Annotated in this window: 17 protein-coding genes; 8 read left to right on the top strand and 9 right to left on the bottom strand. The window is 70.7% G+C overall.

Annotation, left to right across the window (positions count from 1 at the left end; genetic code table 11):
• Positions 1–164: 164 nt before the first annotated feature.
• Genes xylA through KHC19_RS21290 form a run of 3 tightly spaced genes read right to left on the bottom strand, consistent with a single transcriptional unit; the run spans position 165 to position 4027 of the window.
• Complete coding sequence (gene xylA / locus KHC19_RS21300; RefSeq protein WP_213355396.1) at positions 165–1490, bottom strand: xylose isomerase; 1326 nt, start codon at positions 1488–1490, stop codon at positions 165–167.
• Entirely contained in the window at positions 1487–2944 is a 1458-nt protein-coding gene (gene xylB / locus KHC19_RS21295; RefSeq protein ID WP_213355394.1) for a xylulokinase, read from the bottom strand. The genes xylA and xylB overlap by 4 nt, the downstream gene beginning before the upstream one ends.
• A 45-nt stretch (positions 2945–2989) precedes the next feature.
• The gene (locus KHC19_RS21290; RefSeq protein ID WP_213355393.1) at positions 2990–4027 is read right to left on the bottom strand and encodes a LacI family DNA-binding transcriptional regulator; all 1038 of its coding nucleotides are present in this window, start codon (positions 4025–4027) and stop codon (positions 2990–2992) included.
• Positions 4028–4308: 281 nt separating this feature from the next.
• Here KHC19_RS21290 and xylF point away from each other — a divergent pair, with 281 nt between their 5' ends.
• The 7 genes from xylF to KHC19_RS21255 all read left to right on the top strand — a co-directional run bounded on the left by xylF (position 4309) and on the right by KHC19_RS21255 (position 10941).
• A complete protein-coding gene (gene xylF / locus KHC19_RS21285; RefSeq protein ID WP_213355392.1) occupies positions 4309–5349 on the top strand; it encodes a D-xylose ABC transporter substrate-binding protein in 1041 nt (346 codons plus the stop codon).
• 77 nt (positions 5350–5426) lie between these two features.
• Positions 5427–6752, top strand: coding sequence for a sugar ABC transporter permease (locus tag KHC19_RS21280; RefSeq protein ID WP_213355391.1), 1326 nt, complete (start codon positions 5427–5429; stop codon positions 6750–6752).
• A 14-nt stretch (positions 6753–6766) separates the two neighbouring features.
• Positions 6767–7561: an ATP-binding cassette domain-containing protein gene (locus KHC19_RS21275; protein WP_213355390.1), complete on the top strand. Its 795-nt coding sequence runs from the start codon at positions 6767–6769 to the stop codon at positions 7559–7561.
• Positions 7562–7863: 302 nt separating this feature from the next.
• Positions 7864–8244, top strand: a complete 381-nt coding sequence (locus KHC19_RS21270) for a hypothetical protein (RefSeq protein ID WP_213355389.1) — start codon at positions 7864–7866, stop codon at positions 8242–8244.
• Positions 8245–8316: 72 nt separating this feature from the next.
• The gene (locus KHC19_RS21265; protein ID WP_213355388.1) at positions 8317–8877 is read left to right on the top strand and encodes a copper chaperone PCu(A)C; all 561 of its coding nucleotides are present in this window, start codon (positions 8317–8319) and stop codon (positions 8875–8877) included.
• 156 nt (positions 8878–9033) lie between these two features.
• A complete protein-coding gene (locus tag KHC19_RS21260; protein ID WP_213355387.1) occupies positions 9034–10392 on the top strand; it encodes a PepSY-associated TM helix domain-containing protein in 1359 nt (452 codons plus the stop codon).
• 90 nt (positions 10393–10482) lie between these two features.
• Complete coding sequence (locus tag KHC19_RS21255) at positions 10483–10941, top strand: winged helix-turn-helix domain-containing protein (RefSeq protein ID WP_213355386.1); 459 nt, start codon at positions 10483–10485, stop codon at positions 10939–10941.
• Here KHC19_RS21255 and modC read toward each other — a convergent pair.
• From modC to KHC19_RS21235, 4 genes are all read right to left on the bottom strand, one after another.
• Positions 10938–12050, bottom strand: a complete 1113-nt coding sequence (modC, locus tag KHC19_RS21250; protein ID WP_213355384.1) for a molybdenum ABC transporter ATP-binding protein — start codon at positions 12048–12050, stop codon at positions 10938–10940. The genes KHC19_RS21255 and modC overlap by 4 nt on opposite strands.
• Positions 12047–12736, bottom strand: a complete 690-nt coding sequence (gene modB, locus KHC19_RS21245; protein ID WP_213355382.1) for a molybdate ABC transporter permease subunit — start codon at positions 12734–12736, stop codon at positions 12047–12049. The genes modC and modB overlap by 4 nt, the downstream gene beginning before the upstream one ends.
• 39 nt (positions 12737–12775) lie before the next feature.
• On the bottom strand, positions 12776–13570 hold the full coding sequence (gene modA / locus KHC19_RS21240; protein ID WP_213355381.1) for a molybdate ABC transporter substrate-binding protein: 795 nt from the start codon (positions 13568–13570) through the stop codon (positions 12776–12778).
• A 313-nt stretch (positions 13571–13883) separates the two neighbouring features.
• Positions 13884–14123, bottom strand: coding sequence for a hypothetical protein (locus KHC19_RS21235; RefSeq protein WP_213355380.1), 240 nt, complete (start codon positions 14121–14123; stop codon positions 13884–13886).
• A gap of 196 nt (positions 14124–14319) precedes the next feature.
• On the opposite strand from KHC19_RS21235, the gene KHC19_RS21230 reads away from it, so the two are divergent.
• On the top strand, positions 14320–14550 hold the full coding sequence (locus KHC19_RS21230) for a hypothetical protein (RefSeq protein ID WP_213355379.1): 231 nt from the start codon (positions 14320–14322) through the stop codon (positions 14548–14550).
• An 8-nt stretch (positions 14551–14558) separates the two neighbouring features.
• Here KHC19_RS21230 and glgX read toward each other — a convergent pair whose 3' ends face one another.
• Together glgX and glgA are read right to left on the bottom strand one after the other, a co-directional pair.
• Entirely contained in the window at positions 14559–18743 is a 4185-nt protein-coding gene (glgX, locus tag KHC19_RS21225) for a glycogen debranching protein GlgX (RefSeq protein WP_213355378.1), read from the bottom strand.
• On the bottom strand, positions 18740–20197 hold the full coding sequence (gene glgA, locus KHC19_RS21220) for a glycogen synthase GlgA (protein WP_213355377.1): 1458 nt from the start codon (positions 20195–20197) through the stop codon (positions 18740–18742). Before glgA ends, glgX begins: the two co-directional genes overlap by 4 nt.
• Position 20198 lies beyond the last annotated feature (1 nt).

Here is a 20198-nt window from a genome sequence, read left to right as displayed (position 1 = left end):
TAATGCCTTGCCGCGGCAACACCGGGATGTGATGGCCCGCCCGCGCCGCAATGTCGCGGGCGGCGGCCGGGCCGCGGCGAGGGAAAAGAGGGAGCGCGTCCTCGCGGGAGAGAGGGCGCGCTCCCTTTACGCGCCCGGGCGCGGCCGGGCACGGAGGAACCGTCTCAGCGCAGATAGCTGACCGCCAGCGCTTCCAGGCGCTCCTGCTTGCCGGAACGCGGCTGCGGATCGAGGCTCTCCGCCTCCACCCGCGCGGCGATGCCGTCGAGCGAGGCGCCCGGCGCCAGCATCGCCTTCGCCGCCGGCGACTGCCAGCCGGCATAGCGCTCGTCGACCGCCTTCTTCAGCGCCCCGTCCTCCACCATGTCGGCGGCGATCAGCAGCGCGCGGGCGCACACATCCATCGCCGCCGCATGGGCGAGCACGAGGTCTTCCGGGTCGATCGACTGGCGGCGGATCTTGGCGTCGAAATTGGTGCCGCCGGTGGTGTAGCCGCCCGCTTTCAGGATCTCGTACATGGCGAGGGCGGTGTCCTCGACATTGGTCGGGAACTGGTCGGTGTCCCAGCCGGACTGGGCATCGCCCTTGTTCATGTCGATGGAGCCGAACACGCCGAGCGCCGCCGCCATGGCGATCTCGTGCTCGAAGCTGTGGCCGGCGAGCGTGGCGTGGTTGGCTTCGAGGTTGAGCTTCACTTCCTTCTCGAGGCCGGCGCGGCACAAGAGGCCGTACACCGTGCCGACATCGAAGTCGTACTGGTGCTTGGTCGGCTCCTGCGGCTTCGGCTCGATGAGGATGGTGCCCTTGAAACCGATCTTGTGCTTGTGCTCGACCACCAGGTTGAGGAAGCGGCCCATATGGTCCAGCTCGCTCTTCAGGTCGGTGTTGAGCAGGGTCTCGTAGCCCTCGCGGCCGCCCCACAGCACATAGTTCTCGCCGCCGAGCTCATGGGTGACTTCCAGCACGTTCTTCACCTGCGCCGCGGCATAGGCGAACACGTCCGGGTCCGGGTTGGTGGCGGCGCCCGCCATGAAGCGGCGGTTGGAGAACAGGTTCGCCGTGCCCCAGAGCAGCTTCACCTTCGACGCTTCCATCTTCCTGGCGAAGATGTCGGCGATGGCGCGGACATTGGCGTTGGATTCCTTCAGGCTCTTGCCTTCGGGAGCGATGTCGCGGTCGTGGAAGGCGAAATACGGCACGTCGAGGATGCGAAACAGCTCGAAGGCGACGTCGGCCTTGGCGCGGGCGAGGTCCATCTCGTCGGCGCCGTGCATCCACGGGCGCAGGAAGGTCTCGCCGCCGAAGGGGTCGCCGCCCGGCCAGGTGAAGCTGTGCCAATAGGCGACGGCGAAGCGCAGATGGTCCTCCATCCGCTTGCCGAGCACGACGCGATCCTTGTCGTACCAGCGGAAGGCGAACGGATTGCGGGACTGCGGCCCTTCATAGGCGAGCGGCGCGGTCGGCTCGAAGAACCGAGCGGGGGCATTCATGAGGTAACTCCCTTCAGGGCGGGGTAGAGCGCGCGGAAACGGGCATGCCGCTCCGCATAGGCCTGCTGGAGCGCCGGGGTCGGCGCGATGGTCTCGATGCGGCGGGGCGGCAGGCAGATGGCCGCCGGGCTCTCGCCGGTCGCCGCCATGCGCGCGAGGCGCGCGGCGCCGAACGCCCCGCCCCGCTCGCCGTCCTCGATGCGGTTGATCGGCAGGCCCAGCACATTGGCGATCACCGCGGTCCAGAAGCGCGAGCGCGAACCGCCGCCGATGATGTCGGCACTGGCCAGCGTGGTGCCGGCGGCGGCCAGCGCGTCCAGGCAATCCTTGAACGCGAAGGCGACGCCTTCCAGCACGGCCTGGGTGAGCCCCTCCCGCGTGGTCTCGTGGTCGAGCCCGATGAAGGCGCCGCGAATGGCGGTGTCGTTGTGCGGCGTGCGCTCGCCGGAGAGATAGGGCAGGAAGATCGCCCGCGATGGCGCTACCGGCGCCTCGCCAAGCGGCTTGAGCAGATCGCCGGGCGAGATGCCCTCGGTCTGCGCCCACCAGCCGAGCGCCGAGGCCGCCGACAGGATCACCCCCATCTGGTGCCAGGTGGCGGGAATCGCGTGGCAGAAGGCGTGCACGCTGGATTCCGGGTTCGGCGCGAAGCGGTCGGTGGTCGCCCACAGCACGCCGGAGGTACCGAGCGAGACGAAGGCGTCGCCGGCATGGATGGCGCCGAGCCCGATGGCGCCGGCGGCGTTGTCGCCTGCCCCGCCGGCCAGCACCGGCGGCGTCGCCATGCCCCAGCGGGCGGCGAGTTCCGGCTTGATCCGCGCCGCCACCGCGCTGCCCTCGACGAGGCGCGGCATGTGCGAACGGTCGAGCCCGGTGGCGGCCAGCGCCTCGTCCGACCAGTCGCGCTTGCCGACGTCGAGCCACAGCGTGCCGGAGGCGTCGGACATCTCCTCCACCATCTCGCCGGTCAGGCGGTAGCCGACATAGGCCTTGGGCAGCAGCACCTTGGCGGTGCGCACGAAGATGTCCGGCTCATGCTTGCGCACCCAGAGGAGCTTCGGCGCGGTGAAGCCGGGAAAGGCGAGGTTGCCCGCCACTTCGTGCAGGCGGGGAAAGGCGGCCTTGAGCTCCACGCATTCCGCCGCCGAGCGCCCGTCATTCCACAGGATGGCCGGGCGCAGCACCGCGCCGGCGGCATCGAGCAGCACCGCGCCATGCATCTGGCCGGACAGGCCGATGCCCTTCACCGCGGCGATCTCCGCCGGCCGCAAGGCCTTGAGCTGGTCGAGGCTGGCGAGGGTCGCCTGCCACCAGTCCTCGGGATTCTGCTCGCTGTCCCCCGGCTGCGGCCGGGAAACCGACAGCGGCACCTCGGCGGTGGCGAGCACCGTCTGCGTCTCGTCGACGAGCACCGCCTTGATGGCGGACGTGCCTATATCGAGGCCGACAAACATGCCTCACTTCCTTTCATTCACCGTGAATCGACGCGACGTGGCGTATCACGGCAGATTATCCCGCACGAAGATGTCGATGCGGATGCGCTCCTGCTCGTCGAAGAGCGGCTCGCCCGAGCAATGGGCCAGCAGCACCCGCGCCGCCGAGCGCGACTGGTGGCCGGCATCCTGGTGGATGACCGCGTCCATCACCCCGCGCAGCAGGAAGCGGCGGGTGTCGTCGGTGAGGTCGTGGCCGATGAAGACCACCTCGCCGGCCTGCCCGGCGGACGTCAGCGCGCCGGCGATGCCGCTGTTGCCGGCGCCGACATTGTAGAGCGCCACCAGATCCGGCACCTCGCGCAGCATCTGCTCGGCGATCGCCTGGGTGCGGGCGTCCTCGTCGAGGCTCTCGCGCGCGGGCAGCACCCGGAGCGCCGGATATTCCCCCGACAGCACCTGGGTGAAGCCGAATTGCCGCTCGGCATGGTCGCGCAGCGCCGGCGTGCCGACGATCAGCCCCACCGATCCCGTCCGCCCGCCGGCAAAGCGGCCGATCAGCGTGCCGGCGGTGCGGCCGGCGGCGATGTTGTCGACGCCGACATAATGGCGGCGATGCGAGGACGGCACGTCGGACACCAGCGTCACCACCACCATGCCGGCGGCGGTGAGGTCGTCGATGGCCGAGCGCACCCGCGGATGGTCGAGCGCCACCACCGCGACGCCGTCATAGCGGCCGATCAGCCCTTCCAGCGTCGAGGCCAGCGTCTCCGGCGCGAAGACGTCGACCCTCACGAGATCGATATAGGCATTGTGGGCCGACAGCCATTCGGCGGTATTGGTCACCTGCTCGGCGAGCTGGCGCATGAACACGTTCGGCCCCGACGGCAGCACGAAGCAGAAGCGGTAGGTCTCGCCGCGCGCGAGGCGCGCCGCCGCGGCGTTCGGCCGGTAGCCGAGGCGCGCCACCACGTCCCGGACCCGGTCCGCCGTGGCCTCGCGCACGCCGGCGCGCCCGTTCAGCACGCGGTCGGCGGTCGCCAGCGACACGCCGGCCTCGCGGGCCACGTCCTGAAGGGTGATGCGTGAGGAAACTCTCGACATGGCGAAAGGTTGCCCTCAAAATCTGACGTACGCAACTCATGAATGAGCTTTCCACCCGTCAGAGAGGGAGGTAAAAACTCGCGGTGGAATTATAGGACGGCCCTCAGATCAAGGCTCGACGAGACCCCCGAACCTGTGCAAAGTCGGCAGCCGATTGCAGGGCGTGGAAAAACCCGTCATCCGATCTGAGGTTCGAACATCAAGAAAAAGAGGTCGTCAACGACCCACGTCGCGAATCAGGCCCTGCACCCGATCACCACGCATCCTTTTGGGAGGAACGCATGAAGTCCAAGCTCACCGTCACCGTGGCGGCTTTCGCGATGCTCGTCGCGGCCGGCGCCGCCCGGGCCGCCGAACCCGTGGTCGGCGTTTCCTGGTCGAACTTCCAGGAAGAACGCTGGAAGACCGACGAAGCGGCGATCAAGAAGGCGCTCGCCGCCGCCGGCGCCAAGTACATCTCGGCGGACGCCCAGTCCTCGGCCTCCAAGCAGCTCTCCGACGTCGAGGCGCTGATCGCCCAGGGCGCCAACGTGCTGATCATCCTCGCGCAGGATTCCGACGCCATCGCCCCCGCCATCGCCAAGGCGCAGAACGAGGGCATCCCGGTGGTCGGCTACGACCGGCTGATCGAGAACCCCTATGCCTACTACATCACCTTCGACAACAAGGAGGTGGGTCGCCTGCAGGCGGCGGAAGTGCAGAAGATCAAGCCGAAGGGCAACTACCTCTTCGTCAAGGGCTCGGCTTCCGATCCCAATGCCGACTTCCTGTTCTCCGGCCAGATGGAAGTGCTGAAGCCCGCCATCGACAAGGGCGACATCAAGAATGTCGGCGAGGCCTATACCGATAGCTGGCTGCCGGCCAACGCCCAGCGCAACACCGAGCAGTTCCTGACCGCCAACAACAACAAGGTCGACGCCGTCGTCGCCTCCAATGACGGCACCGCCGGCGGCGCCGTCGCCGCGCTCGCCGCCCAGGGCCTCGCCGGCTCGGTGCCGGTCTCCGGCCAGGACGCCGACTTCGCGGCGCTGAACCGCGTGGCGCTCGGCACCCAGACCGTCTCGGTGTGGAAGGATTCGCGCGAGCTCGGCAAGCGCGCCGCCGAGATCGCCCTCGACCTCGCCAAGGGGACCAAGGCCCCGGACGTAAAGGGCACCACCACCTTCACCGGCGGTCCGAAGAAGGTGCCGATGAACTCCACCTTCCTGAAGCCGATCCCGATCACCAAGGACAATCTCGGCGTGATCATCGAGGCCGGCTGGGTGCCGAAGGCCACCGTGTGCCAGGGCGTGAAGGCCGGCACCGTCAAGGCTTGCGACTGAGCACCGTTCAACAAGGCGGCGGGGAGACAGACCCCGCCGCTCCCCGCCCATAGACGGGTCGGCCGAGGAGTACGCCCATGAGCCAGTCAACCAGCCAGTCAACCATCGCACCCGCCCCCGCGCGCCCGGCCTCGCCGCCGCAGGCGCCCGCGCCCTCGCTGCTGGGCGCGCTGGAGCTGGACGTCCGCTTCCTCGGCATGGTCGGCGCGCTGGCCGTCATCTGGATCGTCTTCGACTTCCTCGCCGACGGCACCTTCCTGACCCCGCGCAATCTCTGGAACCTCTCGGTCCAGACCGCCTCCATCGCGGTGATGTCCACCGGCATGGTGCTGGTCATCGTGATGCGCCACATCGATTTGTCGGTGGGCTCGATCCTCGGCGTCACCGGCATGATCATGGCGGTGTTCCAGGCCAACTACCTGATGCCGAGCTTCGGCTTCAACCATCCCGCCGTCGCGGTGCTCACCCTCGCGGCCGGCATCGGCATCGGTGCGCTGATCGGCACGCTGCACGGCTTCGTCATCGCCTATCTCGGCGTGCCCGCCTTCATCGTCACCCTCGGCGGCCTGCTGGTCTGGCGCGGCGCCGCCTGGGCGGTGGCGGAAGGCAAGACCATTCCGCTGGTCGATGACCACTTCAAGCTGCTCGGCGGCGGCGCCGACGGCTCGATCGGCGCCTTCTGGAGCTGGGTGGTGGCGGCGATGGCCTGCGCGGTCATCGTGCTCGCCACCCTGCAGGCCCGCCGCCAGCGCAAGCGCTTCCGCTTCCCGCTGAAGCCGGTCTGGGCCGAACTGGTCACCGCCGGCGTCGGCTGCCTCGCGGTGATCGCCGCCACGCTGGTGGTCAACGCCTATACGCTGCCCGCCGCGCTGGCCCGCCGCTATGCCGAGGCCAACGGCATGGCCGTGCCGCCGGAAGGCCTCGCCATCTCCTTCGGCTTCGCGGTGCCGGTGCTGGTCGCGCTCGCCATCGGGGTGATCATGACCTTCGTCACCACCCGCACCCGCTTCGGCCGCTATGTCTTCGCCATCGGCGGCAACCCGGAGGCGGCCGAGCTCGCCGGCATCAACACCAAGCGGGTGACGCTGATGGTGTTCGCGCTGATGGGCGGCCTCGCCGCCATCGGCGCCGCCATCTCCACCGCCCGCCTCAATTCGGCGACCAACGCGCAAGGCACGCTCGACGAGCTCTATGTCATCGCCGCGGCGGTGATCGGCGGCACCTCGCTCGCCGGCGGCTCCGGCACCGTGGCCGGCGCCATGCTCGGCGCCCTGGTCATGCAGAGCCTGCAATCGGGCATGGTGCTGATGCGCGTCGACACGCCCTATCAGAACATCGTGGTCGGCATCGTGCTGGTGGTCGCCGTCTGGGTCGACACCCTCTATCGCAAGCGCTTCAAGTGAGAGGAGGCGACATCATGGCAACCAACGGCTCCACGCCTGCCTCCACCCCCCTCGTCGACATGCGCGAGATCTCCATCGCCTTCGGCGGCATCCGCGCCGTCGACGGGGTGAATGTCGATCTCTATCCCGGCGAGGTGGTCGGCCTGCTCGGCCATAACGGCGCCGGCAAGTCGACGCTGATCAAGATCCTGTCCGGCGCCTATCGCCCCGATGCCGGCGAGATCCGCATCAACGGCGAGAAGGCCGACATCGGCAATCCCCGCGACGCCAAGCGCTACGGCATCGAGACGATCTACCAGACGCTCGCCCTCGCCGATAATGTCGATGCCGCCGCCAACCTGTTCCTCGGCCGCGAGATCATGACCCCCTGGGGCACGCTCGACGATGTCGCCATGGAAGCCGCCGCCCGCGAGGTGATGGGCCGGCTCAACCCGAACTTCCGCAAGTTCAAGGAGCCGGTGCGCGGCCTCTCCGGCGGCCAGCGCCAGTCGGTGGCCATCGCCCGCGCCATCCACTTCAACGCCAAGATCCTGATCATGGACGAGCCGACCGCCGCGCTCGGCCCGCAGGAGACGGCGCAGGTGGCCGAGCTGATCAAGCAGCTGAAGGCCGAGGGCATCGGCATCTTCCTGATCAGCCACGACATCCACGACGTGTTCGACCTCGCCGACCGCGTCAGCGTGATGAAGAACGGCAAGCTGGTCGGCACCGCCCGCACCTCCGACGTCACCAAGGACGAGGTGCTGGGCATGATCATCATGGGCAAGAGCCCGCCCGGCGCCATTGCCGGCCCCGGCGCGGTACATTAGCGCCCCTGTCGATCAGGTGGAATCGCCTGATCGATGGGAAAGGACTTGAGACCCGGTAAGCTGGAGCCTGTTCTCGTCGCGAAGGCCTTCGGCTTGCGCGAAACAGGCTCCAGCCCCCGCATCCCGGACCGGACGAAGAAAACGCTGTCCCGCCCCCGAAGATCGGAAGCTTTTCCCGACCGCCCGATGCTATCGCTGCGTCAGGAGACGCTTCGGCGCCGAGGGCGGCATCCGGTCGCTTGGTCGCCCGCCTTCGGACGTGCTACGTCCTTGGGCTGAAACGTGGCAGCACGACGGACGGCATGAGCAATCGCATACGACAGATGGGCCTGATGGCGGCGAGCCTCGCCGTCGCCTATCTGCTCGTCCTCAATGTCGTGCTCGGCGGCCTCGCCATGGGTACCCATGCCGGCATGGGCGTGGCGCTCGGTCCGTCCGGCGAGGTCATCTGCCTCGCCGCGCCGACGGAAGACGGCCAGCCTGACAAGGCCGGCCATCTGCCCGATTGCTGCACCGCCGGCTGCCGCGTCGGCCTGCTGGCCTCGCTGCCGCCGCCGGATCTCGCCGCCCTTCCCGCGCCGCTCGTCCTGCCGGCTCTCGCGCTCGCCGCCTCGCCGGTCGACGACGCGCCGGCTGGCATCGGTCGTCTCCCGCACAACGCCCGCGCTCCTCCCCTGGCCTGACGCAGACCCGCCTCGTCGCCTCTGTCGTCATTCGGCCGGGATCCGTCCCGCGCCGGCCTACGGGAATTCAGCATGACCGCCTTCCTCAACAGCTTTCGCGATTCCGCCCAGCGGCTGGCCTTCGGGCTGCTCGCCCTCGCCTTCCTGCTCTTCGCCTTCGATGCCGCGCACGCCCATGGCTACAAGCTCGGCAGCCTCGAGATCGGCCATCCCTGGGCGCGCATGACGCCGCCCGGCGCCAAGGTCGGCGGCGCCTATCTCACCGTGGAGAACAGCGGCACCACCCCGGACCGGCTGGTGTCGGTCAGCGTGGCGCCGGAGATCGCCGGCCGCGCCGAGATCCACGAGATGAGCGTCACCGACGGGGTGATGAAGATGCAGATGCTGCCCGACGGCCTCGCCATCCCCGCCGGCGGCAAGGTCGCGCTGGCGCCGGGCGGCTATCACCTGATGCTGCAGGACCTCAAGCAGCCGCTGAAGCAAGGCGCGAGCTTCAAGGGCACGCTCACCTTCGAGAAGGCCGGCACCGTCGCGGTCGACTTCAAGGTCGAGGGCATGGGCGGCCCCGGCGGGGCGCCGGGAGCGGCAGCCGCCGATCCGCATGCCGGCCACGGCACGCCGGCGACGAACTGACCCCGGGCAGAGGCCGGTCCACCGGTCCGCCGCCCTCGTCGCCTTTCCCCTTCATCGCCGACGCCTTGCTGCGCCCGATCCGCCGGCCCGGACCGACCTCCGGCACGGCGTGCGATCGCCGCGGCCGACGGCGTCGGTTCACCCGGATACGTTCCGATGACCGCCACATCCTTGTCCGGCGAGGCCTCCGCGCGCGCCCTCGACCTCTACCGCGCCGTCTGGCGCTGGCACTTCTATGCCGGCCTGATGGTGCTTCCCTTCCTGGTGCTGCTCGCCGTCACCGGCGGCGCCTTCCTCTTCCACAAGGAGATCGACGCCTTGTGGCACCGCGACCTGCTGCGGGTGCAGCAGCGCACCGCCGATCCGCTTCCCCCGAGCCGGCTCGTCGACGCCGCGCTGGCCGCCCGTCCCGGCACGGCACTGAAGATCGTCACGCCCGAGCTTCCCGAGGCCTCGGCCGAAGTGGTGGTGAAGACGCCGGACGGCGCCCGCCGTTCGGTCTATGTCGATCCCTATGACGGGCGCGTGCTCGGCGAGCTCGCCGACAGGGGCACGCTGATGTGGACGGTGCGGCGCCTGCACAGTCTCGTCGAGTTCGGCACCGTGGCGAACGGGATCATCGAGATCGTCGGCGGCTGGTCGATCCTGCTGGTCGGCACCGGCTTCTATCTCTGGTGGCCAAGGAAACAGACCGGCGGCGTGGTGAGCGTGCGGGGCACGCCGGGCAAGCGGGTGTTCTGGCGCGACCTGCACGCCGTCACCGGCGCCTTCGCCGGCCTCGCCATCGCGGTGATGGCGCTGTCCGGCATGCCATGGTCGGTATTCTGGGGCGCCAAGGTCAACGAATGGGCCAACAGCGCCAATTACGGCTATCCGGCCGGCGTCTACGAAAATGTGCCGATGTCGGACGAGCATCTCGCCCATGCCAACGGCCCGACGAGCTGGTCGCTGGAGCAGGCGAGGATGCCGCTCTCCGGCGCCGGCGCCGGGGCGCCGATCGGCATCGATGCCGCCAAGGCGACCTTCGACCGGCTCGGCGTCGCGCCCGGCTACACGCTGAGCCTGCCCGCCTCGCCGAGCGGGGTCTATTCCGCCGCCGTCTATCCCGCCGACCTGTCGAGGCAGCGCGTCGTGCATCTCGACCAGTATAGCGGCAGGCCGCTGATCGACATGAGCTATGCCGATTACGGCCCGGCGGCAAAGGCGATGGAGTGGGGCATCAATATCCACATGGGGCAGGAATTCGGCCTCGCCAACCAGCTGGTGCTGCTGGCGCTGTGCCTCGCCATCGTGGTGATGGCCCTCGCCGCCGGGGTGATGTGGTGGAAGCGCCGCCCGGCCGGCTCGCTCGGCATCCCGCCGGCGCCGGCGGACCGGCGGGCGATGCGCGGCCTCGTCCTCATCATGGCGCTGACCGGCCTCGTCTTCCCGCTGGTCGGCGCCTCGCTGCTGGCGATGCTGGCGCTCGACCTCGCCTTCGCCCGCCGGCCGCGCCGGACCGTGCCCACCACCTGAGGCCGGAGGACGGCGCCGTGCCGGGCGCTTCCGGCGCGGCGCGGCTTCCCCTAGATTGCGCGGGGGAAGCCGCCACCGCCACGGAGCCACATGACCGACGATCGCGAGCAGGACCGGGAGGATGGCGTCGCCGCGCGCCCGCGCGACGGATTGTTCATCCGGGTCTATTTCGGCGACGGGCGCCATCTCGGCCCCGGCATGGTCGAGCTTCTGGAGACCATCCGCGCCGAGCGCTCCATCCTCTCGGCGGCGAAGAAGATGGGCATGAGCTATCGCCGCGCCTGGCTGCTGGTGGAGGAACTCGACACCTCCTATGGCCAGCGGGTGGTGATCACCCATCCCGGCCGGCGCGGCCACGGCACCGACCTCACCGCCTTCGGCGAGCGGCTGATCGCGCTCTATCGCGCCATCGAGGCGAAGAGCGCCGCCGCCGCCGCCGCGGAGGTCGCCGAGCTGCGCGCGGCCCTCGCACCGGACCGGAGCCCCCGCCAGGAGGAAAAGCCGCCGGCCGGGAGGGCGAAGCGGGCGCCGAAGACGCGGCAAGACTAGGCCGAAGGCTCCGGCGGCACCGTGAAGTCGGCGTTACGGCTGTCCACCGCCACCGATTTGATCATCGCCCAGACGGTCAGCCCCGGCGCCAGCCCCAGCCGCTCGACGCTCTCGCGCGTCACGCTGGCGGCAAGCCGGCTGGCCCCGGCGGCCAGCGCCACATCCGCATAGGGGCCTTCGCCCGGCGTGATCGCCTCGATCACCGCCGGCAGCAGATTGCTCACCGAGACGTCGACCGGCCTTGCGAGGGCGAGCGCCACGTCACGCGCCCGCACCCGCGCCCGCACCGCGCCGCCGAGCGGCGCCTCGACCCGCGGCACCCGGAGCTCGCCGCCGGCAAAGGCCAGGGTCGAGAGCGCATAGGCCTCGTCATGCCGCGTCACCGTGCAGTCGAGCACCGTGCCGAGGTCGAAGCGGCCGATCACCGGCAGGATGTCGGCCCGCGACATCACCTCCGCCACCGGCCCCTCGGCCACCTGGCGTCCCTCCTTCAGCGCCACCACCCGGTCGGAGAGCCGCAGCACCTCCCCCATGGAGTGGCTGACATAGAGGATCGGCAGCCTCGTCTCGTCGCGCAGGCGTTCCAGATAGGGCAGGATCTCCGCCTTGCGGGCGGCGTCGAGCGCGGCGAGCGGCTCGTCCATCAGCAGCAGCCGCGGCTGCGACAGCAGCGCCCGGCCGATGGCGACGCGCTGCTTCTCGCCGCCCGAGAGCGTATGCGGCCGCCGGCCCAGCAAATGGCCGATGCCGAGCAGCTCCACCACCGCCTCGAAGCGGATACCGGCATCGGCGCCGCGCGCGCGGCGCTCGCCATAGCGCAGGTTGCGCTCCACCGACATGTGCGGGAACAGCCGGGCATCCTGGAACACATAGCCGGCGCGGCGCCGCTCAACGGCGAGGTCGATGCCGCGTGCGGCGTCGAAATAGGTCTCGCCGCCGACGACGATCCGTCCCCGGTCCGGCCGCACCACCCCGGCCACCGCCTGGATGATGGTGGTCTTGCCGGCGCCGGAGCGGCCGAACAGCGCCGTCACCCCCGCCGCCGGCGCGGTGAATGTCGCCGCCAGCGCGAAGCCGGGGCGCGCGAGCGCGATGTCGATCTCGATCATGCCCGCCCGATCAGCGTGCGGATCTGCCGGTCGGCGACGCCCGCGAGCAGCAGCGCCCCGAGCGCCAGCACGATCGACACCGCGGTCAGCCGCGCCGCCATGGCGTCGCCGTCCGGCATGTGGGTGGCGCTGTAGATGGCGAGCGGGATGGTGCGCGTCTGGCCCTCGACATTGGAGACGAAGGTGATGGTGGCGCCGAACTCGCCCAGCGCCGAGGCGATGGACAGCAGGGCGCCGGACAGGATGCCGGGCAGCATCAGCGGCAGGGTGATGGTGAGGAACACGTCGAGCCGGCTGGCCCCCAGCGTGCGGGCGGCGGTCTCCAGCCCGCGATCCACCGCCTCCAGCGCGAGGCGGATGGCGTTCACCGTCAGCGGGAAGCTGATCACCGCCGCCGCCACCGTGGCGCCGGCGGTGGTGAAGATCAGCCTGATGTTGAACCATTCGGCGAGGTACTGGCCGAGATAGCCGCGCGCGCCCAGCGTGATGAGCAGGAGATAGCCGACCACCACCTTGGGCAGCACGAGGGGCAGGTAGACGATGCCGTCGAACAGGCTCTTGCCGGGAAAATCGAACCGCGCCAGCACGACGGCGGTCGCCAGCGCGAAGGGCAAGCTCCAGAAGGTCGCCCAGAAGGCGACCTTCAGGCTCAGAACGACCGCCGTCCATTCCTCAGGCGTCAGCATCGGCTCCCCCGGACGAACGGCCCGTCATTCCCGCAGGCGTCAATGCACCACGAAGCCGTACCTGGCGTAAACCGCCTTGGCTTCCGGTCCCACGAGGAAGTCGAACACCGCCTTGGTCTCCGGCGTGTCCTGGCCCTTGACGATCTCGTAGGGATACTCGACCGGCGGGTGGCTGCCGGCCGGGAAGGTGGCGACGATCTTCACGTTCTTGGCGATGGCGGCGTCGGTGGAATAGACGATGCCGGCCGCCGCCTCGCCGCGCTCCACCAGCGCCAGCGCCGCGCGCACGCTCTCGGCGCCGACCACGCGGTCCTTCACCTTGTCCCACTGGCCGAGATTGGTCAGCGCCGTCTTGGCATAGACGCCGATCGGCACCGAGTCGGTGAGGCCGGTGGCGATCCTGCCGTCGGCGCCGAGGAAGGCGAGCCAGTCGAAATCCTTGTCGATCCTGACGTCCTTCGCCTTGTCGGCGGGCATGATGAGCACGAGGCTGTTGCCGATCGGCGTCACGCGGGTCGCCTTCAGCGTGAGGTCCTTGCCCTCGGTATAGTCCATCCACTTGTTGTCGGCGGAGACGAAGATGCCCGCCGGCGCGCCCTGCTCCAGCTGCTTGGCCAGCGCCGAGGAGGCGGCGAAGGAGAAGACGACGTCCTTGCCGGTCTTCTCCTTGTAGAGCTTGCCGATGTCCTGCAGCGCATTGGTCATGCTGGCGGCGGCGAACACCGTCGTCTGCGCCTGCGCCGAGGAAAGCGGCGCGGCGAGGCCGATCAGCAGCGCCGCGGCGGCGGCCAGCCGGGCCGCCGGGCGGAACGAAGGGGCGGGGAAGTGGAACATGGGGTGCCTCCCGAGATCATGTATTCGTCCATATACATGATTGGGCAGCCGACACCAGTAGCGACCGCATGACGCCTTGCAGCCACGCCGTCTCGAGGCCGGGCGATGTCCCGTTCGCACGGCGGCAAGAAAGGAAGCGGCGGTCCGGCGCGCAAACGCTAGCTGACCGCCACGGCGGCGGTGTTTTTCAGGCCGGAACGCGGGGAGGCACCGGAGCCGCCTGCGAGGCTCCGGGCGACAGGACGCAGGCCGGCGGCCCCGAGGGGGCGCCGTCAAAGCCTTGCGAGCGCGTTCGGCCTGCCGCGAAGACCCGTCAGTCGATCATCCCGGTACGGCGGGCGACCTCGGCGGCCACTCTCTCGGCCTCGTCGACGAGATGCCAGGCCGCGACCTTGTCGCTCTTGCCGAACAGGATGGAGGGTCCCTGCGAGACCACGCGCCGGCCGCAGCCGTCATCGACCAGCGAGAACTCATAGATGTGGTGCGCCACCCGGTGCATCACGCGCACCGTGGAAGGCGAGAGTGTGACGATGTCGAAGTCGGCCTGCGGCATCACGATCTCCTCCCCATTGCGTCCCGCCACCGGAGATAAAGGCAGGAACCCGGCCGCTTGTGCGGCTCGCCCAATCATTCCTCGGCGGCGGACGCAGCCGACCGCCGGGATGTCGAACTGGAACTTTCGTCGATCACGAACGTTGCGACAATGAAAAAATTAATCACGTTAGGTCATGGGGCACCCGGAGAGTGGCATGAACCGTACGACCACGCTGATCGCCGCCGCCATCTTGCTGATCCTGGCTTTGTATGCCGCGGTCCATTTTTCCGGCCGCACCACGACGCAGCCGACCGAATCACCGACACCGCCGGCCAGCGATAGCGCCCCGGCCCCAGCCCCGACGGCTCCGGCTCCCGCCTCGCCCACTCCCGGCTCGCCCGCCTCGCCGACGACGCCGGCGCCGGCCAATCCCCCGCCGCCCTGAGCGGCCAGCTAGCGCGCGCCGCGCATCGCCTCCAGCACCTGCCGCGCCGTCGGCGTCTCCAGCACGGTTTCCACCGGCTGCGACAGCCGACGCCGCCAGTTGGGCCGCTCCCGATCGGTGCCGGGCAGGTTCACCGCCACCGTCTCGCCGGCGAGATCGTCGAGCTGGGCCAGGGCGATCAGCGAGGGCGTCCGCGCCACATAGGCATGCACGGCAGCGAGGAAACCGGCCTCGAGCGGAGCGCCATCGGCCGGCAGCCCGGCGATGAGCCCTTGCTTCTGCAGGGCGATGGCCAGCTGCACCTTCTCGCGCGCCCGCTCGGCGAGGCCGGCCCGATAGGCCTCCTCGTCGTCGAGGCCGAGCGCCCGCCTCTCCGCGAGGTCCACCCCGTCCCACCAGCCGGCCAGGGTCGGCAGGTCATGCGTCGAGACGCAGGCGGCCGCCAGCGGCGGATAGCGGTCCGGCGGGGCGAAATCCTCGCCCTGCCGCTCGAACCACAGCACCTTGTAGGACAGCATGCGCTCGCCATCGAGCTCGCCGCGCATGCCTTCCGGCACCGTGCCGAGGTCCTCTCCCACCACCAGGCAGCCCGCCCGCCAGCTCTCCAGCGCCACCTGCCCGGCAAGATCGGCGAAGGGATAGGCGAGATAGGCCCCCTCGGCGGCGCTCGCTCCCGCCGGCAGCAGGAAGAGGCGGCGCAGCCCCATCACATGGTCGATCCTGAGCGCGCCGGCATGGCGCATATTGGCGGCGAGCAGCCGGCCATAGCCGCGATAGCCGTCGCGCGCCATGGCGAGCGGGTCGAGCGGCGGCAGGTTCCAGTTCTGCCCTTCCGGCCCCAGCGGGTCCGGCGGGGCGCCGATCGTCACGCCGGCCATCAGGGCACCCGCCTCGCTCCACGCCTCCGCGCCGTCCGGGGCGGTGCCCACCGCGAGGTCGCGATAGAAGCCGAGCGACAGGCCGGCCGCCCGCCCCCGCTCGGCCGCGGCGCCGAGCTGGCGGTCGGCGATCCATTGCTGCCACAGCTCGAAGCGGAACTCGCGCGGATTGGCGGCGACGAAGGCCGCCACGGCCGGTCCCGCCGCGTCGGCAAAGCCGTTCGGCCAGTCCGGCCAGGCGAGGCCGGCAAAGCGCCGCGCCAGCAACTGGAAGGCCGCGAAGCCTTCCAGCGCAGCGCCGCCTTCGGCGACGAACTGCGCGAAATCAGCATCCGGCAGGTCGCCGGTCGCGTCGAAGGCCGCTTCCAGCACCGCGCGCTTGGCCGCCCACACGCCGGCATAGTCGACGTCGCCGCGGGCGGCGAGCGCGATGAACTCCCCCTGCCCCGCCGCCAGCGCGTGATTGACGCCCGGCGGTCCCGCCAGCGCCCCGACATCGATATAGAGGGGATCGAGAAAGCGCCGGTCGGAAGGATGATAGGGGCTCGCCCGCCGGCGATCCTGCGGGAACAGCGCATGCAGCGGGTTGAGGCCGAGCACCCGCGCGCCCTGCCCGGCCGCCGCCTCGGCGAGCTCGGCCAGGGCGGTGAAATCGCCGATGCCGCAATCATGGCCGTGGCGGCGCAGCGTATAGAGATGGCCGGCAAGGCCGAACAGGCGTTCGCCCCGCTCCAGCGCCGGCGGCAGGTAGCTCGCGCGCGGCGCCACGGTGAGCCGGCACGCGCTGGCGCCGAGCCGCAAGACGTGCCGCCCCTGCGGCAGTTCCGGCAGGGGGATGCGACGCTCCACCGCGAGCCGGCCGTCCGGCCGGAGCACCTCGCGCCGCGCGCCCTCCTCGGGGCGGAGGCGCAGCGCCCGCTCGCCGCCCTCCTCCAGCGCGAGGGACAGATCGAGGCTGCGCCCGCTCGTCGCCGCCGAACCGCCGAGCACCAGTTCGCCGCCACCGGCGCGCAGCACCAGCGCCGGCGGCAGGTCGCGGCCGAACCGCTCCTCCGACAGCGCCGCAAGGCTGTCGCGCACCTCGCCGCCGCTGCCGGCCGGCAGTTTGAGCGCCGCCAGCAGCGCCCGCTTGGTGTCGTCGCTCACCGGATGATGGTTGCCGTCGACATCCCACCAGTCGCGCGCGATGCCGGCGGCGGCCGCCAGCCGTTCGAGCAGCGCCGGATCGGCCGGGCGCCGCGACGGCACCGGCGTCGTGGCCTCGACCAGGATGAGCACCGAGCGGCCGGCGAGAACGCCGCCAGCCTGCTTCGCCGCGTCCCCCGCGGCCGCCTCCGGCCGGGCGCTGTCCGCGGCGAGCCGCCAGTCGAAACCGTCGCGCGGCTGCGGCAGCACCAGCGGCACCGCCTCGTCCCCGGCATTGAGCGCCACCGCCACCCGGTTGGCCGGGCGCTCGCCCTGCGCCGGCGCGTAGAAGACGGCCACCAGCCTCCGCGTCGCCGGGTCTTCCCAGCCGACCGGCCCGCCATCCGGTGCCCGCCATTCGACATCGGGAATGCCGCTGGCATCGAGCGGCCGCCCGGTCAGCGGCGCCTCGCCCGTCAGCGCCGGATGGGCGCGGCGCAGCGCCACCAGGGTTGCGGTGAAGCGCGCCAGTCCCTCGTCCGCCCGGCTCCAATCGAGCCAGGTCAGGACGTTGTCCTGCGCATAGGCGTTGTTGTTGCCATGCTGCGAGTGCCCGCACTCGTCGCCCATGGAGAGCATCGGCGTGCCGCGTGCCGTCAGCAGCGTCGCGAGCAGCGCCCGGGCGTCATCGCGCCGCCGCGCCGTCACCTGCGGGTCGTCGCTCGGCCCCTCGACGCCGTGGCTCCAGCTGTGATTGGCGTCGGTGCCGTCGCGATTGTCCTCGCCATTGGCCTCGTTGTGCTTGCGCTCATGGGACACGAGGTCGGCGAGCGTGAAGCCGTCATGGGCGGTGATGAAATTGACCGCCCGCGACAAGGGCCGCCGGCGCGGCGCGAACACGTCCGCCGAGCCGGCCAGCCGCGTCGCCAGATCGCCGACCCGGCCGGCCTCGCCGCGCCAGAAGCGGCGGGCGGCATCGCGGAAATGGTCGTTCCACTCCGCCCATCCGGCCGGGAAATTGCCGACCTGATAGCCGCCGGGCCCGATATCCCACGGCTCGGCGATCAAAGCGAGGTCGCGCAGGGCCGGGTCCTGCGCCATGGCGGCGAAGAACGGCGCTTCGGGGTCGAAGCCATCCGCCCGCCGGCCCAGCGTCGCACCGAGGTCGAAGCGGAAGCCGTCGAGGCCGGCTGCCGCCCAGCGCCGCAGCATGTCCATGGCGAGCCGCAAGACCGGCGGGCGCTCCAGCGCCAGCGTGTTGCCGGTGCCGGCATCGTTCAGCAGCCGGCCGGGATCGCCGGCGGCGTGACGGTAATAGGTCGCGTTGTCGAGGCCGCGCAGGCTCACCGTCGGCCCGAACACGTCGCTCTCGCCGGTGTGGTTGAGCACCACGTCGAGCACCACGCCGATGCCGGCCTCGTGCAGCGCCGCGATGGTGCGGCGGATCTCGGCGAAGCCCCCCGGCGCCAGGCCGGGATCGGGCGCCCCGAACACCACCGGGTTGTAGCCCCAGTAATTGGCGAGCCCCAGCGGCGGCAGATGCCGTTCGTCGATCCACGCCATGGCCGGCATCAGCTCGACGGTGGTGACGCCCAGCTTCACCAGATGCGCGATCGCCGCCGGCTCGGCCAGCCCGGCGAAGGTGCCGCGCCGTTCCAGCGGCACCTCGGGATGCAGCCTGGTGAAGCCGCGCACATTGAGCTCGTAGAGCACCTGCCCCGCCCAGTCGAAGCGCGGCCGGCGCTCCGGCTCCTCCTCGCCCGGCAGGATGATCGCCTTCGGCACATGGGCGGCGCTGTCGGCCTCGTCCTCGCCGGCTCCCTGCGCGCGGGCGTCGAACAGCGTCTCGTGCAACTGGAAACGCCGGTCGAGGAGCGCCGCATAGGGATCGACGAGCAGCTTGGCGGGATTGAAGCGGTGCCCCTGGCCCGGGTCCCACGGCCCGAAGGCCCGCAGCCCGTAGCGCATGCCGGGCGCCACCCCGGCGACATGGCCGTGGAACACGTCGCCGGTGCGCTCCGGCAGCGGCAGGCGGGCGATCTCGGCATCCGTGCCGTCGAACAGGCAGAATTCGATGCGGGTGGCATGGGCGGAGAACACCGCCACATTGACGCCCGCCTCCGCCCCCTGCCCGGCAAGGGTAACGCCCAGCGGTTCCGGTCGTCCGCCCGAAAGCCGCCAGTCGCTCACGCCGCGCGCTCCCGGTCGAGGTCGCGGAACAGCGTGGCATAGGCGCGCGCGGCGCGATCCCAGGAGACGTCGGTGGCCATGGCGTTGCGCTGCAACTGCCGCCACAGCGTCCTGTCCTGCCACAGCGCCTGCGTGCGGATGAGCGCGGTCTGCAGCGCCGGCGCCGTCACCGGCGAGAACTGCACGCCGGTGCCGACCCCGCTCGCCCGCGCCATCTCGTTGACGTCGATCACCGTATCGGCGAGTCCGCCGACCCGCGCCACCACCGGCAGCGCGCCATAGCGCAGCGCCGCCAGCTGGGTGAGGCCGCAGGGCTCGAAGCGCGAGGGCACCAGCAGCGCGTCCGCGCCGGCCTGGATGAGATGTGCCAGCGCCTCGTCATAGCCGAACTCCACCCCCACCCGGCCGGGATTGACCCGTGCCGAGCCGGCATAGCGATCGGTGAGGTGCGGGTCGCCGCTGCCCAGCACCGCGAGCTGGGCGCCGATGTCGATCAGCGTTCCCAGCCCGTCCATCAGCAGGTCGAGGCCCTTCTGCCAGGACAGTCGGCTCACCACGCCGAACAGCAGCGCGTCGGGATCCTGCGGCAGGCCGAAGCGGGCCTGCAGCGCCGCCTTGTTGGCCGCGCGCGCCTCCAGCCGCCCGGCATCGAAGGGAGCGGGGATGAAGGTGTCCGCGGCCGGATCCCACGCCGCCTCGTCGAGGCCGTTGAGGATGCCGGACAGCACGCCGCGCCGCTGGTTGAGCAGCCCTTCGAGGCCCATGCCGGCCTCCGGCTGCAGGATTTCCGCGGCATAGCCGGGCGAGACGGTGGTGATGCGGTCGGCCAGCTGCAGGCCGGCCTTCAGATAGCCGACCGTCCCATAATATTCGATGCCCTCTATGGCGAAGGCATGGGCCGGCAACCCCAGCGCCGGCACGAGGCTGGCCGGGAACTGGCCCTGGAAGGCGATGTTGTGGATGGACATCACCGTGCCGGGCCGCCGCCCGCCGGCATAGTGCAGATAGGCCGGCGTCAGGCCGGCCTGCCAGTCATGCGCATGCACGATGTCGGGCACGAAGCCCTGCACCAGCCCGAGGCCGATGCCCGAGGCCACCGCCGCCAGCGCCGCGAAGCGCTGGGCGTTGTCGGGATGGTCGCGCCCGTCGGGAGCCGTATAGGGCCCGCCGGGACGGTCATAGAGATGCGGCGCGTCGATGACGAAGAGGTCCAGCCCGCCCACCGTGGCGGCGAACAGCCGGGCCGGCGCGCCGAACAGATGGTCGAAATAGAAGGCTTCCTCCAGCCTGCCCAGCGCCGCCTTCACCACCGGATAGCCGGGAACCAGCGTGCGTACCGCGATCCCCTGCGCCTTGAGCGCCGCCGGCAGCGCCCCCGCCACATCGGCGAGGCCGCCGGTCTTCACCAGCGGATAAACCTCGGACACCACCGAGAGAAGCTTGAGTTCCGACACG

Origin of the sequence: Ancylobacter oerskovii, assembly GCF_018390555.1 — a bacterium.
Classification (GTDB): Bacteria; Pseudomonadota; Alphaproteobacteria; order Rhizobiales; family Xanthobacteraceae; genus Ancylobacter; species Ancylobacter oerskovii.
This window is presented reverse-complemented; position numbering and strand designations above follow the sequence as displayed.

What these genes read in the sequence shown, in the direction of transcription:
- xylA (WP_213355396.1), bottom strand. Translation starts at nt 1,490, where the DNA reads ATGAATGCCCCCGCTCGGTTCTTCGAGCCGACCGCGCCGCTCGCCTAT.
- xylB (WP_213355394.1), bottom strand. Translation starts at nt 2,944, where the DNA reads ATGTTTGTCGGCCTCGATATAGGCACGTCCGCCATCAAGGCGGTGCTC.
- KHC19_RS21290 (WP_213355393.1), bottom strand. Translation starts at nt 4,027, where the DNA reads ATGTCGAGAGTTTCCTCACGCATCACCCTTCAGGACGTGGCCCGCGAG.
- xylF (WP_213355392.1), top strand. Translation starts at nt 4,309, where the DNA reads ATGAAGTCCAAGCTCACCGTCACCGTGGCGGCTTTCGCGATGCTCGTC.
- KHC19_RS21280 (WP_213355391.1), top strand. Translation starts at nt 5,427, where the DNA reads ATGAGCCAGTCAACCAGCCAGTCAACCATCGCACCCGCCCCCGCGCGC.
- KHC19_RS21275 (WP_213355390.1), top strand. Translation starts at nt 6,767, where the DNA reads ATGGCAACCAACGGCTCCACGCCTGCCTCCACCCCCCTCGTCGACATG.
- KHC19_RS21270 (WP_213355389.1), top strand. Translation starts at nt 7,864, where the DNA reads ATGAGCAATCGCATACGACAGATGGGCCTGATGGCGGCGAGCCTCGCC.
- KHC19_RS21265 (WP_213355388.1), top strand. Translation starts at nt 8,317, where the DNA reads ATGACCGCCTTCCTCAACAGCTTTCGCGATTCCGCCCAGCGGCTGGCC.
- KHC19_RS21260 (WP_213355387.1), top strand. Translation starts at nt 9,034, where the DNA reads ATGACCGCCACATCCTTGTCCGGCGAGGCCTCCGCGCGCGCCCTCGAC.
- KHC19_RS21255 (WP_213355386.1), top strand. Translation starts at nt 10,483, where the DNA reads ATGACCGACGATCGCGAGCAGGACCGGGAGGATGGCGTCGCCGCGCGC.
- modC (WP_213355384.1), bottom strand. Translation starts at nt 12,050, where the DNA reads ATGATCGAGATCGACATCGCGCTCGCGCGCCCCGGCTTCGCGCTGGCG.
- modB (WP_213355382.1), bottom strand. Translation starts at nt 12,736, where the DNA reads ATGCTGACGCCTGAGGAATGGACGGCGGTCGTTCTGAGCCTGAAGGTC.
- modA (WP_213355381.1), bottom strand. Translation starts at nt 13,570, where the DNA reads ATGTTCCACTTCCCCGCCCCTTCGTTCCGCCCGGCGGCCCGGCTGGCC.
- KHC19_RS21235 (WP_213355380.1), bottom strand. Translation starts at nt 14,123, where the DNA reads ATGCCGCAGGCCGACTTCGACATCGTCACACTCTCGCCTTCCACGGTG.
- KHC19_RS21230 (WP_213355379.1), top strand. Translation starts at nt 14,320, where the DNA reads ATGAACCGTACGACCACGCTGATCGCCGCCGCCATCTTGCTGATCCTG.